Below are 14,942 nucleotides of genomic sequence, written 5' to 3'. Positions count from 1 at the left end.
CCGCCGCCCTCACGCGGTGGCGGGGCCGTCCGACCGCGGGAGCCGGACCGTGACGAGACGGGTGAGGCCGGACACCGACAGGACCCGTTCGAGCAGCGGGCCGGCGATGAGCTCGATGCGGTCGGCGTGGGCGAACAGGACGTTGAGACCCGCGCTGTCGAGGTATTCCACCTCCGTCAGGTCGACGACGACCGGCCCCGTCACGCCGTCGATCGCGTCGGCGAGGGTGCCGCTGTTGCTCATGTCGATCTCGCCCGCGACCGTCAGCAGGGTGCCGCCGTCGCAGTGTCCGCCGTGCGTGAGAGTCAGCTGGGTGGGCATCACAGGATCCTCGTGTGCATCTCGACGGTGGTGCCCAGCGGGCCGGGAACGATGGTCACATGGTTCGACAGAGCCTTCATGATGCCGATCCCCCGGCCCCGGTGGGGTGAGCCGGCCGGATCGCCGGGCTTCCAGACTCCGCTGTCCGCCACGATCACCCGGACGCTGTCGGAGGAAGCGTCGGCGTGCAGGCGGACGGTCCCGTCGGGGGAGGCCCGGTGGCCGTGTTCCACGGCGTTGGCACAGGCCTCACCGGCGGCGATCAGCACGTCCTGTGCGGTGCGCCGGGGCAGGTCGCACCGGGTGAGCCACTCGCGCAGGGCATGACGCGCGACGGCCAGCTGGCCGGACTCCGCCGGAAAGGAGAACCGCAGCGGGCCCGGATGTCGGTAGAGCAGGAGGGCCACGTCGTCGTCATAGCCGCCGGCGGGGGCCAGCTCGGACATGAGAAGGTCGGCCAGCTCACGGGCTGCGAGGTCGCGGCCGTCCCGCAGCACCTCGCCGGCCCGGGCGATACCCACGTCCAGTGACTGACGCCGGCGCTCGACGAGACCGTCGGTGTAGACCAGGAGCGAGGAGCGGGCGGGGAGCGGACGGACGTGCTCGGGGCGTTCGTGGGAGGGGCGGATGCCGAGAGGGAGCGCGTGTCCGCCTTCGAGCAGGTCGGTGCCGCCGTCCGGGAGGGCGAGGACACTCGGCGGGTGGCCGGCGCTCGAATAGGTCAGGCTTCCCGTCCGCGGGTCGAGAACGCCGCAGAAGACGGTCGTGCACATGGCGCCGGGGATGCCCTTGGCGAAGTGGTCGAGAGCCATGAGCGTGCTGGCGGGCCCGAGATCCTGGAGGAACAGGGCACGGCAGGCACTGCGCAGCTGGCCCATCACGGTGGCCGCCTGCAGGCCGCGTCCGACGCAGTCGCCGACCACGATGCCGATCCGGTCGCCCGGCAGCGCGATGACGTCGTACCAGTCGCCGCCGATCTCCAGCGGTGGGGTGGCCGGCTCGTACCGCGCCGCGAAGCCCTCGGGCAGCAGGGAGGGGCCGAGGATCGCGCGCTGCAGGGCGAGCGCGGTCTCACGCTGCTGATCGATCTGGTGGGCGCGGGTGAGTGCCTGGGCCAGATGGCCGCCGAGCAGCGCCAGCAGCAGTTCGTCCTCGCGGCCGAAGCGACGCGCCGGCTCCAGCTCGATCCACAGGGCCATCGGGCCCTCGGGGTGTTCGAGCAGGATCCCGGCCCCGCTCTCGCCGACGACCGGGGTGAGCAGCGGGTGGTTCTGCAGGTCGCTGATGGCCCGCCGGCGCTCGGCCGGGATCTCCTGCCAGGTCAGCGGGCGGGTGGCGGTGAGGTGCGGGTGGCCGTCCGCGGTGAGGACCGCCGACAGGACGTGTTCGGCGTGCCACAGCTCCCGGAGTCGGTCCAGAGCCGCCGTGAGCGCCTGGTGGAGGCCGGCGGTCTCGGCGAGGCGGGTGCTGAGGGAGGCGAGGGCGCTCTCGCGCTGGACGGCATGCCGTTCGGCCGTGACGTCGCGGAATGTTCCCACGATCATCCGACGTCCGCTGTCGGGATCGCGGGCGTCGTTGAAGGCGGCTCTGACATACAGCCGGTGCCCGTCCCGATGGGTGAGGGGAAGGGTGTGGTTGCCGTGGCCATGGGTGAGCAGGTGGGCGAAGGCGTCGGCCACCGTCCGGTGGGCCGCCGGGTCGGTCGTGGCATCCGGCCACCAGGGGTGCTCCGGTGCGTACGGCAACCCGTCGGGGCCGTGGCCGAGCATGGTGGCGAACGCGGCGTTCACCTCGAGGACGGTGCCGGTGTCGTCCATGACGAGCAGGGCTTCCTGGAGCGAGTCCACCAGGGCGGCACGCCACCGTACGTGGTGGGTGCGCAGCCGTGCCAGTTCCACGTTGGCGCGCACCCGGGCCAGCAGTTCGGCCGCGGCGAAGGGTTTGACGAGGTAGTCGTCCGCGCCCGCCGACAGTCCCTCGATGGAGGCCTCCTGGCCTGCCCGGGCGGAGAGCAGCAGAACGGGGACCGAGGCGGTCCGGGTGTCCGATCGCAGGGCGCCGACCAGGGCGAGGCCGTCCATCAGCGGCATCATCACATCGCTGACTATCAGGTCCGGAGCCTCGGCGCGGGCGGCGGTCAGGGCCGCAAGACCGTCGCTCACCGCGTCGGCCCGGTAGCCGGCGTCGGTGAGGATGCGGACCAGGTACTCGCGCATGTCGGCGTTGTCGTCGGCGACCAGGACGCGTGCGCGCACGGCCGGTCCGGAGGCGGCGGACGGGGACGAGGTGTCGTGCGTGGCCTTGTCCCGCACGGCCGTGCCGCTGCCGGCCGGGAGCCAGCGCAGGGCCTCCTGCACGTAGGGGACGGCGGCGGCCGACGCGGGGCGGGTCCGGGACGACTCGTGGACGGAGTCCGCGGGCAGGTGCGCGGACCCGAACGGCAGCCGGACGGTGAAACACGTACCCCGGTCCGGGGTGCTGTCCGCCGTGATGGTGCCGCCGTGCAGCAGGACCAGTTCCCGGACGAGGGCCAGGCCGATGCCGCTGCCCTCGTGGGAGCGGGCACGGACGCCGCTGATGCGGTGGAAGCGTTCGAACAGGTGCGGCATCTCGTGCGCCGCGATGCCGACGCCGGTGTCGGAGACCGTCACCACCGCCCCGTCGTCCTCCTCACGGACCGTGACGCCGACGGACCCGTCGAAGGTGAACTTGAGCGCGTTGCTCAGCAGGTTCAGCATCACCTTCTCCCACATGTCCCGGTCGACGTGGACCGGCCGGTCCAGCGGGGGGCAGTCGACGACGAGGTCGAGGCCGGCCCGGTCCACGGCGGACCGGAAGACGCTGGTGAGTTCGGCGGTCAGCGCGGCCAGATCCACCGGTTCGTAGCAGGCCTGGACACGGCCGGCCTCGATGCGGGAGAAGTCCAGGAGGGTGTTGACCAGTTTCCCCAGGCGCAGCGCGTTGCGGTGGATCGCGTCCAGTTCCTGCCGCACCTCCACGTCGGCGCCCGCGAGGTGCCGCTGCAACTCCTCGACCGGCCCGGAGATCAGCGCGAGGGGGGTGCGGAACTCGTGGCTGATGTTGGAGAAGAACGTGGTCTTGGCACGGTCGAGTTCGGCCAGCTCCTCCGCGCGCCGCTGCTGCGCACGGTAACTGCGGGCGGAGGCGATGCCCGCGGCGAGGTATCCGGCGACGAGTTCGACGAACCCCCGGTGCTCCTCGTCGAGGGCACGGTATCTGTTCAGCGCGGCGACGAGGAAGCCGTAGGGCGCGCCGCCCGGTTGCACCAGCGGTACGACCAGGGCCTGTTCGGGCGGCTGTGTCCAGGCGCCGGCAGGCAGGCCGCCGAAGAGGTCGGCGTCCAGCCGCACGCACACGGACGCGCCGTCCGCGAGGGCCGCCACCGGCCATGGGCCGGAGTCCTTCGGCGACAGCAGTTCCGGAGCTGCCGGACCGCCCGCCGGCCACCCCGTCGTACAGGCCAGGTGTGCGCCGTCCTCGTGCAGGAGGTACGTGAGGGTGAACGGCAGGTCCGCGAGGTTGCGTTCGAGCTGACGGCCGAGGAAGGCGAGCGTCTCCGCCTCCGTACGGACGACGCTGGGATCGGAGCCCAGATCGCGCAGGGTCGCCATCCGGCGTGCGCCCACGACGCGTTGGGTCTCCTCGCTGACGACACACAGCATGCCCACCACGGCGCCGGCGTCGTCTCGCAGCGGGCTGTAGGAGAACGTGTGGTAGGTCTCCTCCCGGTATCCGGACCGTTCCAGGAACAGCAGCAGCGCCTCGTCCCAGGTCGCCTCGCCCGAGGCGAGGACGTGGTCGATACGGGGGCCGACGTCGGACCAGATCTCCGACCAGACCTCGCGGGCCGGGCGCCCCAGGGCCCACGGGTACTTGCGCCCCAGTGTGTTGCGGCGATAGGCGGCGTTGCAGAGGAACGTGAGATCCGGCCCCCAGGCCATCCACATGGAAAAGCGCGACGACAGCAGGATGCGTACCGCCGTCAGCAGGCTCTGGGACCAGTCGGCCGGCGGCCCGAGGGAGGTGGACGCCCAGTCGACGGTGGCGAGGTCGCCGCCGATGTCCGGATCCGCGGCGAAGGCCTCGGTCCAGTCGGCTCTGCTCGGATCATTCACACCTCTGTCCGCGTACGCCACCTGATACCCGCTTCTCGTCTGTGATCGCTTCGCAAGCCGCACACGACCCGCACCGAAGTCGTGCCGGCTTCCCCTGCCGATCCTTGTTGCCACTAAAACGCGCTGTCCGCCCTGGGACTCCGACAAATCTATTCCGCCCGGTCGGCGGATCCGGATGCATCGCTGATTCCGATCAAGGTCTGTTCGCTCCGCGGCCGGCGCGGCACGGCCGGGAGCGACCTACGTCGTGAGGGTCCGCCGCCGTGCGCGTGCCGCGGACAGCTCCGCGACCGCTCGGCGGGCGCTCCCGGCGAGATGGGGTGAGCCCCACGCGAGGGCGGTGCGTTCGGCCAGCGCGTAGTTCTCGGCCGCGGCTCCTTCCTCGTCGAGGAACCGGTACAGGTCGGCGAGGGCGTGGGCGAGAGGACGGGTCGCGTAGACCGCGCCGGCCGCGCCGGCCAGCTGGTGCCGGAGCGGCAACAGGTGCTCGACCAGCGCGGCGGCGCTGTCCTGGTCGTGCTGGAGGACGGCGAGCTGGGAGCGGAAGTCGAGTTCCATGCCGTAGAGGTGATCGGTGACGGGTTCCGCGGGAAAGTTCACGGCCCGCGCCTCGTCGAGCCTGCCGAGGCGGGCCAGGACGAGAGCGAGTGCCACCCCGACCGGGGCACCGACGGAGTCGTACACGGCGCGCATCACCGGCTCGATCTCGGCCGTACGGTTTTGGGCGAGCCGGATGGTGGTCAGTCCCAGCGTGCGCAGGCCCTGGGCATGGTGTGCCCCCACGCGCTGCAACAGGACGTCGGCCTCGGCGTACCAGGACTCCGCCTCCTCGAAGCGGCCCGCGACACCCGCCAGCATGGCCGAGGTGGCGGCGTTGATGCCCTGCGCCCACACCATCCGGTACCGGTGCGCGAGCACCAGGCCCTGCGCGTTGTGCCGGTGCACCGCGGCCGGGTCGTTGAGGGTGGCGGCGGTCATCGCGTCGAGGTTCTGGCAGACCCAGCGGTAGGCGGGGAGGTCGTGCGTACTGGCGAGCTCGCGCAGTTCGGCGACCAGAGGCGGCCGTGCGTCACCCGGTGCCTCGTGCGGGAGCAGCTTGGCGGAGGTCATCAACGCGGCGGCCAGCAGCCGTGGTTCGCCGTTCGCGTGGGCCAGCCGCAGTTGCGTGCGGGCCGCCTCCAACGCCCGCGGCGGATCCTCGGCGGCCACCGCGTCGACGAGAGCCTGGAGCACACCCGCGCGGGCGGGATCGTCCAGGCCCGGATCGGACGCCAGCTCCTCGAGACGGGCCAGCAGCGCGGGGTCGTAGGAGCCTCCCAGCCTGCTGTGCCACGGAGAGGGTTCGATCCAGGCCCCGAAGACCGCCGCGACCAGGTCGCCCCGGTCCGCCTGCTCGGCCAGTTCGACCGCCCGCTGCCGGGTGCGCCGGGCCGCGTCCGTCGACCCTGCCCGGACCTGAGCGCCGAGCAGCCGCACCAACAGGCCGACGGCGCGGTCGGGTTGCGCGTCCAGGCCACCCGAGGCGGTGGTGTGCACCTCGATCGCCTGCTGGATCAGCCCCACGGCGATGTCGTGGGCGTAGCGCCGCTCGGCGACCTCGGCCGCCCGCAGCGCGTAGCGGACGGCCAGGGGCGCGTCCGCGGGGTTGCCCGCATGCGTGAAGTGGTGCGCCAGGGCGGCGAAGTCGTCGGGGCGATGGCGGCGCAGCACCCGGGCGATGCGTGCGTGCAGCCGTGAACGCCGTACGCCGGACAGGTCGGTGTACACGGTGTCGCGGACCAGCGCGTGCACGAACCGGACGCGGCCGGGGCCCGGCGCGGTCAGCAGATCCGCGGCCAGGGCGGCGTCGAGCCCCTCCAGTATCTCGTCCTCGGCCGTGTCGGCCGCGTCGACCAGAAGGGACACATCCGCCTCCAGCCCCACCGCGGCGGTCAGTTGCACCGCGGACCGGGCCGCGGCGGGCAGCAGGGCCAGGCGTCTGCGCAGGACGTCGCGGACGCCCTGGGGGACTTCGGAGATCGCGACCAGCGCGCCCTCGCTCGCCAGCAGACGTGCGCTCTCCAGGACGTAGAACGGATTGCCGCCGGTACGTTCGGCGAGCGCCGTCACCGTCGCCGCGTCCACGGACGCGCCGCAGACGGTGTCGACCATGGTGGCGACGTCCCGCGGCGGCAGGCCGCGGAGCGCGATCCGGTGCGGCGCGCCGGGGGCGAGCCGGGCGAGCGTCTTGACCAGGTGCTCACCCACCTCCGCCGGACGGTAGCTGGCGACGGTGAGCAGGGGCACGTCGGTGACCGCGGCCGCCGCTTCGAGCAGGGCGAGCGTCTCGCTGTCGGCCCGGTGCAGATCCTCCAGGACGACGGCCAGCGGCGCCTCGACGGCCGCGGCACGCAGCCAGGCGGAGAGCGCGCGGTGCAACCGGAAGCGTCCGGCGGTCGCCTCGTCCGGGCTCGTGGCGGCCACACTCTCCGGCTTGCGCAGCAGAGCCGCCAGTTCCTCGGGCCGCGCCGGCGGCAGTTCGCGGGCGAGCGTGCCGAGCGCCTCCACCCACGCCCAGGCGGGCGGCGCACCCTCGTACTCCGGGCAGTGCCCGACCACCACCCGCCAGCCATCGGACCGCAGACGGCCTTCGAGTCGGCCGAGCAGGGCGGACTTGCCCGCCCCGGCCTCGCCGGTGACCAGCACCACGCCGCCATGGCGCCGAGCGGCTCGCGCGGCGGCGTCCACGGCGCGCAGTTCACCGCTCCTGCCGACGAACAGGTGCTGCCCGGGCCGTGGCGTTCCGGCGACGGCGATGCCCGGCTCGGTCGTGGCCGGCTCGGTCACAGTCGACTCGGTCAGGGTCGGCTCAGGGGCGAGCACGGGCGCGGGAAGAGCGAGAAGGGGACCGGACACGGACGCGCGCAGCACGTCGAGCCGCTGGGCGAGCACGGCGTGCTCCAGCTCCGCCAGCATCGGACCGGGGTCGCAGCCGAGTTCCTCACGCAGCGCCGCCGCGGCCCGGCGCAGCGAGGAGAGCGCGTCGGCCTGCCGGCCGCAGGCCCAGTGGGCGAGGACGAGCAGCCGCCACCCCTCCTCCCGCAACGGGCTCTCCCCGACCAGGAGTTCGGCCGCCAGAGCCGCCTCGGCGGCCCGTCCCGTACGAAGATCGGCTGCTACGGCGAGTTCGCGGGCCTCGGTACGCAACTCGGTCAGGAAGGCCACCTCCGACGCAGCCCACCCCTCGTCCGCGTGCTCCGCGAAGGCAGGCCCCCGCCACCACCCGAGCGCCTCGGCGAGCAGCCCCCGGGCCTCCTCGGCCGACGCGCGACGCGCACGGTTCACCCGGTCCTCGAAACGCCAGGCGTCCACGGCGTGTTGGGGCAGCCGCAGCGCGTATCCCGGGGGAGCGGTGACCAGCACGGTCGCCGGGGCGCGCGCGGGCCGCCCCGGCTCGAGGGATCGGCGCAGGTTCGACACGTAGGCGTGCAGGGACACCGTGGCCTTCGGCGGCGGCGCTCCCCGCCACAGTTCCTCCGCCATCCGGTCGACCGGCACGACGCTGCCACGGGCAGCTATCAGCAGCGACAGGACGGCCCGCTGCCGCGGAGTACCCAGTTCGACCGGCCTACCCCCGACATCGGCACCCAGCGAACCCAGGACTCGAATGCGTAGCACGGCGCGCGAATCTACCCGAGTGGCCGGTCCGGCCCGTCAACAGACGATAAACGCGACGCTCACCGGCCCCAAGTGGCGCTCCAAGCAGACGCCAAGGAGGAGGCGGACGCTGGGAGCCTGTTGCCGACAACTGATCGCTGGAGCCAGCAAGCGTGTCCCCCGACAGCACCATTGACGAACCTTCCACAGCAGCACGCCCCTACACCCACGAGATGATCGTGGTCCACCGGATCTTCCGCCGCGAGTCGGCGCTTCTTCCTCGGCTGGTGCGCGCCGTGCCCGACGGCGGGACAGCACGCGCGAGGAAGGTCGCGCGACACCTGCGCGACTACCTCGAAGGTCTGCACAGCCACCACTCGCTCGAGGACGAGTTCGTCTGGCCGCTGCTGCGTGAGCGCGCCCCGGACGACCGACTCGTCGTCCGCATGGAGGAGCAGCACCAGCGAATCGACAAGAGCCTTGTGGCCGTCACCGACTGGATACCCGTATGGGAACGAGCGGCCGACCACATCGCCGGTGAGGAATTGGCGCTTGCTCTGGACGAGCACCGCACCGCGCTGCTCGAACACCTCGACGACGAGGAGCGGCTGGTCCTTCCGCTGATCGCCGAGCACCTGACGGTCGCCGAATGGGACCTGGTCGGCCGGCGCGGACTGGAGCGGATCCCCAAGGACAAGCTCCTGCTCGCCCTCGGCGCGCTCCTCGAGGAGGCCACGCCGGCGGAGCGCGCCTACTTCCTCGGCAGGACCCCGCTGATCGGCCGCCTGCTGTGGAGGGCCGTCGGCCGGCGCCAGTACGCCACTGCCCGCCGCGCCCTGCGCGCCCCGCTGGACGGGGGAGCAGGACGGTGACCGTACTCGACTGCGTCCCGCACGACGTCCTCGACGCCTACCGCACCTGCGAGTTCGTCACGCTCGGCCGGGACGGCACGCCGCTGGCCTGGCCCACGGCCGTGCGCCGCCGCGAGGACGGGACACTCCTGCTGACCACGTCCCTGGCGTTCGCGCAGAAGGCCCTGAACGTACGCCGGGACGGACGCGTCGCCCTGCTCTTCTCCGATCCCACCGGCAGCGGCCTCGAACACGCTCCGCAGATCTTCGTCGCCGGACGCGCCGACTGTCCCGACGACATCATGACGGGGCCTCAGGGTGCCGAGGACTACTGGCGGATGCTCTTCGAGCGGCAGCCGCACAGCCGCGCGTACGTGACCGCTCCGATGCGGCGGCTGATGGACTGGTACTACCTGCGCCTGCTGATCACCGTGACTCCCGAGCAGGTGATCGTACGGCCACCGCTCCCGCCGCTTTCCCTGCCCGAGCAGCCCAGCCCGCGCGGGCGGAACCCGCTGCCGGGAGCCGACCGGCTCGCCGGCTTTCCGAGCGCGGTCCTGGCGGCCCGCGACGCCTTCGGGGTGCCCGTGCTGGCCCGGACGCGGCCGGTACCGACGGACGACGGCTTCGTGGTGGACGTACCGTCCGACTGCGCCGCCGTGCCGGGCCCCGCGTCCCTGCTGGTGCACCGGCACGACGACCGGCTCAACCACATGGACAACGCGCTCGTCCGCGGCGAGCTGCGGGCGAGCGGCGACGGCCGGCTGCTGATTCCCACCAAGGTGGTGGAGCCGATGGGTTCGGGACGTCCGATCGACGCGGTGCGGCTCCTGCGCCGGACGCACCGCACCACCCGCCGCTATCTGGAACAGCGTGGTCTGCGCCGGCCTCGGGTGCAGTGGGACGAGTTCAGGGCCGTCGCGGCATCGGTACGCCAGCGACGCGACGCCTGACCGCATGCCTGCCTGACCGCACGCCTGGCTGACCGGCTGTCATGTGCGTTCGACCGGGTGGGGGCCGTCCCGCAGCCGGTCGGGCGCCGCCGGTGCCCATGCTCAACCCTGGCGGCTCGGCCCGTCCGCCCGTCCGCCCCTGTCTGTCCGTCGGCCGGTCTCGGAGGCCGTGCCGACCGCAGACGAATCCATCGACTCCACCATCGGAAGGACGCCATGACGGCAGACCCCGGCGAGCGCACGGCCGATGTCGCCGACGCCGCTCAGGACGAACAGGCCTCGGCGCACCTCGGGACCGCCACAGAGCCCGGGGCCTTCGCCGAAGCCGGCGATTCCGCTGAGGCGCAAGCCGCCGAGCCGCGCTCGCCCCTGCCCGGGCGGAGCATGTTCTCCGGACGCGCCGGGGTACCCCGGCGCAGTGCGATGACGGAGGCGCGGATGGCCGCCGTGCGGGTCGTGGAGCCCGACCCGGTGGAGCAGTCCGATCCGGGAGCGGATTCGGCCCGCGGTCCCGGGATCGGTCTCGGCTTGCGAACCCGGCCCGGGCCCCGGTCCGCCCTCGGGTCCGCGAGCGGCGATCTTCTCGTTGCGCATACCGCGGCCACCGTTTCCGACACCACTGCCCGGACCGGTCGGCGCCGCCTCAACAAGGGCGTGCTGGCGGGGGCAGCGGCCGCGGGCGCGATCCTCGTCGCCGTGCCCTTCCTGGTCAGTGCCGTCGGCGATGGCGATGGCAGGCGAGGCTCCGCATCCGGCGCCACCGCGGACGGCGACCTCGGCGACCACGCAACCGGTGATGCCCCGGGCGCCTTCGGCTCGGCGTCCCCGTCGTCGGACGCCAAGTCGCATCTGACGAGCGTCGGTTCCCCAGGGTCCCCGTCGGCCCCGTCCGCTCCCTCCTCCTCGTCGAAGTCGACGGACACCACCGGGCCGACGACCGCCGGAACGTCCTCGTCCGGCCACGCGTCGACCGGAACCGGCGGTTCCACCACCGTCTCGGGGGTGTCGATCCGGAGCCACGCCTCGGGCAAGTGCATCGACGTGAGCGGCGGAGAGTCCAAGGACGGCGTGCCTCTGGACATCCTCGACTGCGCCTCGGCCGCCCGGATGAGCTGGACCTTCGCGTCGGACGGCACCGTACGTGCGCTGGGCAGGTGCATGGACGTCGCCTGGGGATCGACGGGCAACGGCGCGAAGGTCCAGCTCGCGGACTGCAACGGCGATCCCGCCCAGCAGTTCCGGCTCAACGACGCCCACGACCTCGTCAGCCGGCCGGCCGACAAGTGCGTGGACGTCACGGACGCCAAGACCGCCGACGGCACCGGGCTTCAGATATGGGACTGCACCGGAGCCGACAACCAGAAGTGGAGCAAGGGCTGAGAGCCACCGACGGCCAGGCCAGGCCGCCGGCAACGTCTTCGTGGCCCTGAAGAGTGACTCCCCTGGCGTCCCGGCCCAGTGGCGCTACAACTCTCGGAGGGCACCACCTTGCAGATCCGCGCCTGCCTCCAGGACACGTCCAGCGGCACCCCTTACAGCTGCGGCGGCTGGGAGTACGCCGAGGCCTGACCAGGCAGAAGACGGTGAAGACGGTGGAAGGGACGGACCCTGGGGCCCGCCCCTCCCACCGTCTTCACCGGGCTACTCGACCTTGGCCCAGTCGAGTGTGCGTTCCACCGCCTTCTTCCAGCCCGCGTACCCTTCCGCGCGCTGGTCGTCGGACCACTGGGGCTCCCAGCGCTTGGACTCCTGCCAGTGGGTGCGCAGCTCGTCGGTGTCTCGCCAGAAGCCGGTGGCCAGACCCGCCGCATAGGCGGCGCCGAGCGCGGTGGTCTCGGCGACGACCGGACGGCTGACCGGTACGCCGAGGACGTCGGCCTGGATCTGCATGCACAGATCGTTGGCCGTGACGCCGCCGTCGACCTTGAGCACGTCGAGGTGGACTCCGGAGTCCTGCTCCATGGCCTCGACCACGTCGCGGCTCTGGTAGCAGATGGACTCCAGGGTCGCCCGGGCCAGGTGGCCGTTGTCGTTGTAGCGGGCCAGACCGACGATCGCGCCGCGGGCGTCGGAGCGCCAGTACGGAGCGAACAGGCCCGAGAAGGCGGGAACGAAGTACATCCCGCCGTTGTCCTCGACGGTGCGCGCCAGCGTCTCGCTCTCCGCCGCATCGTTGATGATCTTCATCTGGTCGCGCAGCCACTGCACCGCCGACCCGGTGACGGCGATGGAGCCCTCCAGGGCGTAGATCGCCGGGCTGTCGCCGAACTGGTACGCCACGGTGGTCAGCAGACCGTGCTGCGAACGGACCAGCTCCGTACCGGTGTTGAGGACCAGGAAGTTGCCCGTGCCGTAGGTGTTCTTGGCCTCGCCCGGCGCGTAGCAGACCTGCCCCACCGTGGCCGCCTGTTGGTCGCCGAGCACCCCGGTGATGGGGATGGCGGCGCGCAGCGGCCGGGAGGAGCGGGTCACGCCGAACGCCTCGCGGTGGGAGGACGGGTTGATGGTGGGCAGCATCTGCCGGGGGATGTCGAAGAAGCCCAGCAGCTCGTCGTCCCAGTCGAGGGTCTCCAGGTCCATCAGCATGGTGCGGCTGGCGTTGGTCACGTCGGTGGCGTGGACCCCGCCGTCGGGGCCGCCGGTCAGGTTCCACAGCACCCAGGCGTCCGTGTTGCCGAAGAGGGCGTGGCCCTGCTCCGCCGCCTGGCGGACACCGTCGACGTTCTCCAGAATCCACTGGATCTTGCCGCCGGAGAAGTAGGTCGCCGGCGGCAGCCCCGCCTTGCGGCGGATGACGTCGCCCTGGCCCGAGCGTTCCAGGGCCGCCGCGATGGAGTCGGTGCGGGTGTCCTGCCAGACGATGGCGTTGTAGTAGGGACGTCCGTTGCGCGGGTCCCACACCACGGTGGTCTCCCGCTGGTTGGTGATGCCGATCGCGGCGAGATCCTCGGGGGAGAGGTTGCCGTGTCGTAGCGCGTTCTGCATCACCGAGTTGGTGCGCTCCCAGATCTCCACCGGGTCGTGCTCGACCCACCCCGAGCGCGGAAGGATCTGGGCGTGCTCCAGCTGGTGCTTCGCCACCTCGTTGCCGGAGTGGTCGAAGATCATGAATCGGGTGCTGGTGGTGCCTTGGTCCACCGCGCCCACGAAGTCAGCCATGGGTTGCCGCCTCTGCTGTGGGTGTCATTCCTCGGGGGACGGAACTCGGCCGGGAGGCTCGGGCTCCGCCGTCGGCAGGAACCGACCGATGAAGGCCTTGTAGAGGCCCGCACCGAGCAGGCCGCCGATCAGGGGACCGACGATCGGCACCCAGAAGTAGAGATTCCCGTACTGATCTCGCCATGCTGTGCCGTAGCCCGTGAAGAAGCTCGCCAATCGGGGCCCGAAGTCACGTGCCGGGTTGATCGCGTATCCCGCGTTGGTGCCCCACGCCATACCGATGGCCACGACGATCAGACCGACGATGAACGGGGCCAGATTGGCGCCCGGCGGCGTGTTCAGCAGGTCCGTGACCGCCAGGATCAGCAGGAGCAGGATGGCGGTGCCGATGATCTGGTCACGGAACGCGCCCCACTCGTGGACCGGCAGGTTCGGATTGCCGTTGGCGGGGAGCGTGGAGAACACGCCCTGTGTCTTGATGGTGTGCCCGGGGTCGGCCTTCGCCAGTGCCTCGGTGTAGTTCCACCGCACGATGAGGGCCGCCACGAAGGCTCCGGCGGTCTGGGCCAGCGCGTAGGGCGCCACCTTGCTCCACGGGAAGCCCTTGAACGTGGCCAGGGCGACGGTCACCGCCGGATTGAGATGGGCGCCGCTCAGTCGCGCCGCGACGTAGACACCCAGGGTGACGCCGAGGCCCCAGGCCCAGGCGATGCTGTCGTGGTTTCCGAGTCCTCCCGCCGGCGTCGTGAGCGCTCCACCGGCGACCACCTGGGCCACCACGCCACAGCCGAAGAGAATGAGAATCATGGTACCGACGAACTCGGCCGACATTTCGCCGACCAACCCCAACCTTTTGAATCGCTCAGCCATGGAAGCCCGCTTCCCGCCGGCACTGAGCCGGCACGTCGACTGCTCGAGCTCTCCCGGACAACAGCATAGGGCGATCATGGACTAAGCGCACAAATGGGGCGTTTTTCCTTTCTCGATCTTTCCGTCACCGTGGGTGCGACAACCGCGGCTACACGCCGTCCACCATCCGTGCGCGGCCCGTGGCCGAAGGCGTCGACAGTCGCAGGACGCCCCGCCCTGGGTCGGCGATACGCCTGCCGAAAGCGGGCAGGATCGGCCCGTCCGGCGGCATCCGGCCCATCCGGTCAACCGACGTCGATGTCATGTGTTCGACAGCAACCGAGTCATACCGAACGCGTCCGGACTCGAGATGATCTCTTGTGGCGGCGAAGGCGGGCAGAAACCGACGAAAACACTCCGAACGTGTCCATCCGGCCTGTCGGCGGCGGCTCCTGCCTAGCGTTGACCGGATGCTCAAAGCTTTTCTGGTCAACGTCCTTCCGGTGGTCATCGCGGTGACCGCCATCGCCATTCCCACCTGGCTCGGCATGCGGCAGACCCGCGTCAGCCGCCATGCGAACAACATTGAGCCCATGATCAATCTGCTCGCCGAGTTCCGGTCGGCCGCATTCCACGACCAGCACGATTACGTGTGCGCCCGACTCCAGCAGGAGCACGCCCCGAACGGCGGGGTGCGTGGGCTTCCGCACGACGCCAAAGAAGCCTTCTGCAACGTCGTGTACTACTACCAGACCCTCGCCAACCTGACCGTCTTCAGGATCGTCGACGAGGAAGTGTTCCTGCCGCTCCTGCGGCACCGGATCGTCGGCGTCTGGCAGGCGGCCCGGCCCTACGTGGAACGGGAACGCGAACTGAGAGGCAGCGACGGCTCCTATCTGTCGGCGTTGGAGGAACTCGCCTCCCGGACGGCCGAGCTGCCGCACACGTACCTCCGCGACCGCATCGCGGACAGCCGGTCCGGCCGACGGTGGTGGACGCGGCGCCGTCGCTGGGGCCGCTCGCGCCGGACCGCTTGA

General features: G+C 71.6%; 9 protein-coding genes. 4 read left to right on the top strand and 5 right to left on the bottom strand.

The genetic code is table 11. The features are described from left to right. Positions 1 to 9 precede the first annotated feature (9 nt). From OG933_RS03080 to OG933_RS03070, 3 genes are all read right to left on the bottom strand, one after another. Positions 10 to 321 (bottom strand): STAS domain-containing protein, encoded by a 312-nt coding sequence (locus tag OG933_RS03080; RefSeq protein ID WP_405625188.1) that lies wholly within the window; start codon positions 319 to 321, stop codon positions 10 to 12. Beyond that, a complete protein-coding gene (locus OG933_RS03075; protein WP_405633219.1) occupies positions 321 to 4,289 on the bottom strand; it encodes a SpoIIE family protein phosphatase in 3,969 nt (1,322 codons plus the stop codon). Before OG933_RS03075 ends, OG933_RS03080 begins: the two co-directional genes overlap by 1 nt. Positions 4,290 to 4,697: 408 nt before the next feature. Further along, positions 4,698 to 8,114, bottom strand: a complete 3,417-nt coding sequence (locus OG933_RS03070) for a BTAD domain-containing putative transcriptional regulator (protein WP_405625187.1) — start codon at positions 8,112 to 8,114, stop codon at positions 4,698 to 4,700. Positions 8,115 to 8,266: 152 nt separating this feature from the next. Between OG933_RS03070 and OG933_RS03065 the strand changes: the two genes are divergently transcribed. From OG933_RS03065 to OG933_RS03055, 3 genes are all read left to right on the top strand, one after another. Continuing rightward, a complete protein-coding gene (locus OG933_RS03065) occupies positions 8,267 to 8,965 on the top strand; it encodes a hemerythrin domain-containing protein (RefSeq protein WP_405625184.1) in 699 nt (232 codons plus the stop codon). Further along, positions 8,962 to 9,897, top strand: coding sequence for a pyridoxamine 5'-phosphate oxidase family protein (locus OG933_RS03060; protein ID WP_405625183.1), 936 nt, complete (start codon positions 8,962 to 8,964; stop codon positions 9,895 to 9,897). Before OG933_RS03065 ends, OG933_RS03060 begins: the two co-directional genes overlap by 4 nt. Positions 9,898 to 10,113: 216 nt before the next feature. Continuing rightward, entirely contained in the window at positions 10,114 to 11,277 is a 1,164-nt protein-coding gene (locus tag OG933_RS03055; RefSeq protein ID WP_405625181.1) for a ricin-type beta-trefoil lectin domain protein, read from the top strand. Positions 11,278 to 11,538: 261 nt separating this feature from the next. Here the strand turns inward: OG933_RS03055 and glpK are convergent, their stop codons facing one another. Then, positions 11,539 to 13,056: a glycerol kinase GlpK gene (gene glpK / locus OG933_RS03050; RefSeq protein ID WP_362269142.1), complete on the bottom strand. Its 1,518-nt coding sequence runs from the start codon at positions 13,054 to 13,056 to the stop codon at positions 11,539 to 11,541. Positions 13,057 to 13,080: 24 nt separating this feature from the next. Then, the gene (locus OG933_RS03045) at positions 13,081 to 13,926 is read right to left on the bottom strand and encodes an MIP/aquaporin family protein (RefSeq protein ID WP_362532505.1); all 846 of its coding nucleotides are present in this window, start codon (positions 13,924 to 13,926) and stop codon (positions 13,081 to 13,083) included. A 449-nt stretch (positions 13,927 to 14,375) separates the two neighbouring features. Between OG933_RS03045 and OG933_RS03040 the strand changes: the two genes are divergently transcribed. Beyond that, the gene (locus OG933_RS03040; RefSeq protein WP_362532508.1) at positions 14,376 to 14,942 is read left to right on the top strand and encodes a hypothetical protein; all 567 of its coding nucleotides are present in this window, start codon (positions 14,376 to 14,378) and stop codon (positions 14,940 to 14,942) included.

This window comes from Streptomyces sp. NBC_00016 (assembly GCF_045040885.1).
GTDB classification, from domain to species: Bacteria; Actinomycetota; Actinomycetes; order Streptomycetales; family Streptomycetaceae; genus Streptomyces; species Streptomyces coriariae.
Note: the sequence above shows the minus strand (reverse complement) of the source record. Positions and strands in the feature narration are given on the sequence as shown.

Excerpts from the sequence above, each read along its gene's own strand:
- OG933_RS03040 (WP_362532508.1), top strand. The coding sequence starts at position 14,376 with ATGCTCAAAGCTTTTCTGGTCAACGTCCTTCCGGTGGTCATCGCGGTG.
- OG933_RS03045 (WP_362532505.1), bottom strand. The coding sequence starts at position 13,926 with ATGGCTGAGCGATTCAAAAGGTTGGGGTTGGTCGGCGAAATGTCGGCC.
- OG933_RS03075 (WP_405633219.1), bottom strand. The coding sequence starts at position 4,289 with ATGTGGATGGCCTGGGGGCCGGATCTCACGTTCCTCTGCAACGCCGCC.
- OG933_RS03080 (WP_405625188.1), bottom strand. The coding sequence starts at position 321 with ATGCCCACCCAGCTGACTCTCACGCACGGCGGACACTGCGACGGCGGC.
- glpK (WP_362269142.1), bottom strand. The coding sequence starts at position 13,056 with ATGGCTGACTTCGTGGGCGCGGTGGACCAAGGCACCACCAGCACCCGA.
- OG933_RS03055 (WP_405625181.1), top strand. The coding sequence starts at position 10,114 with ATGACGGCAGACCCCGGCGAGCGCACGGCCGATGTCGCCGACGCCGCT.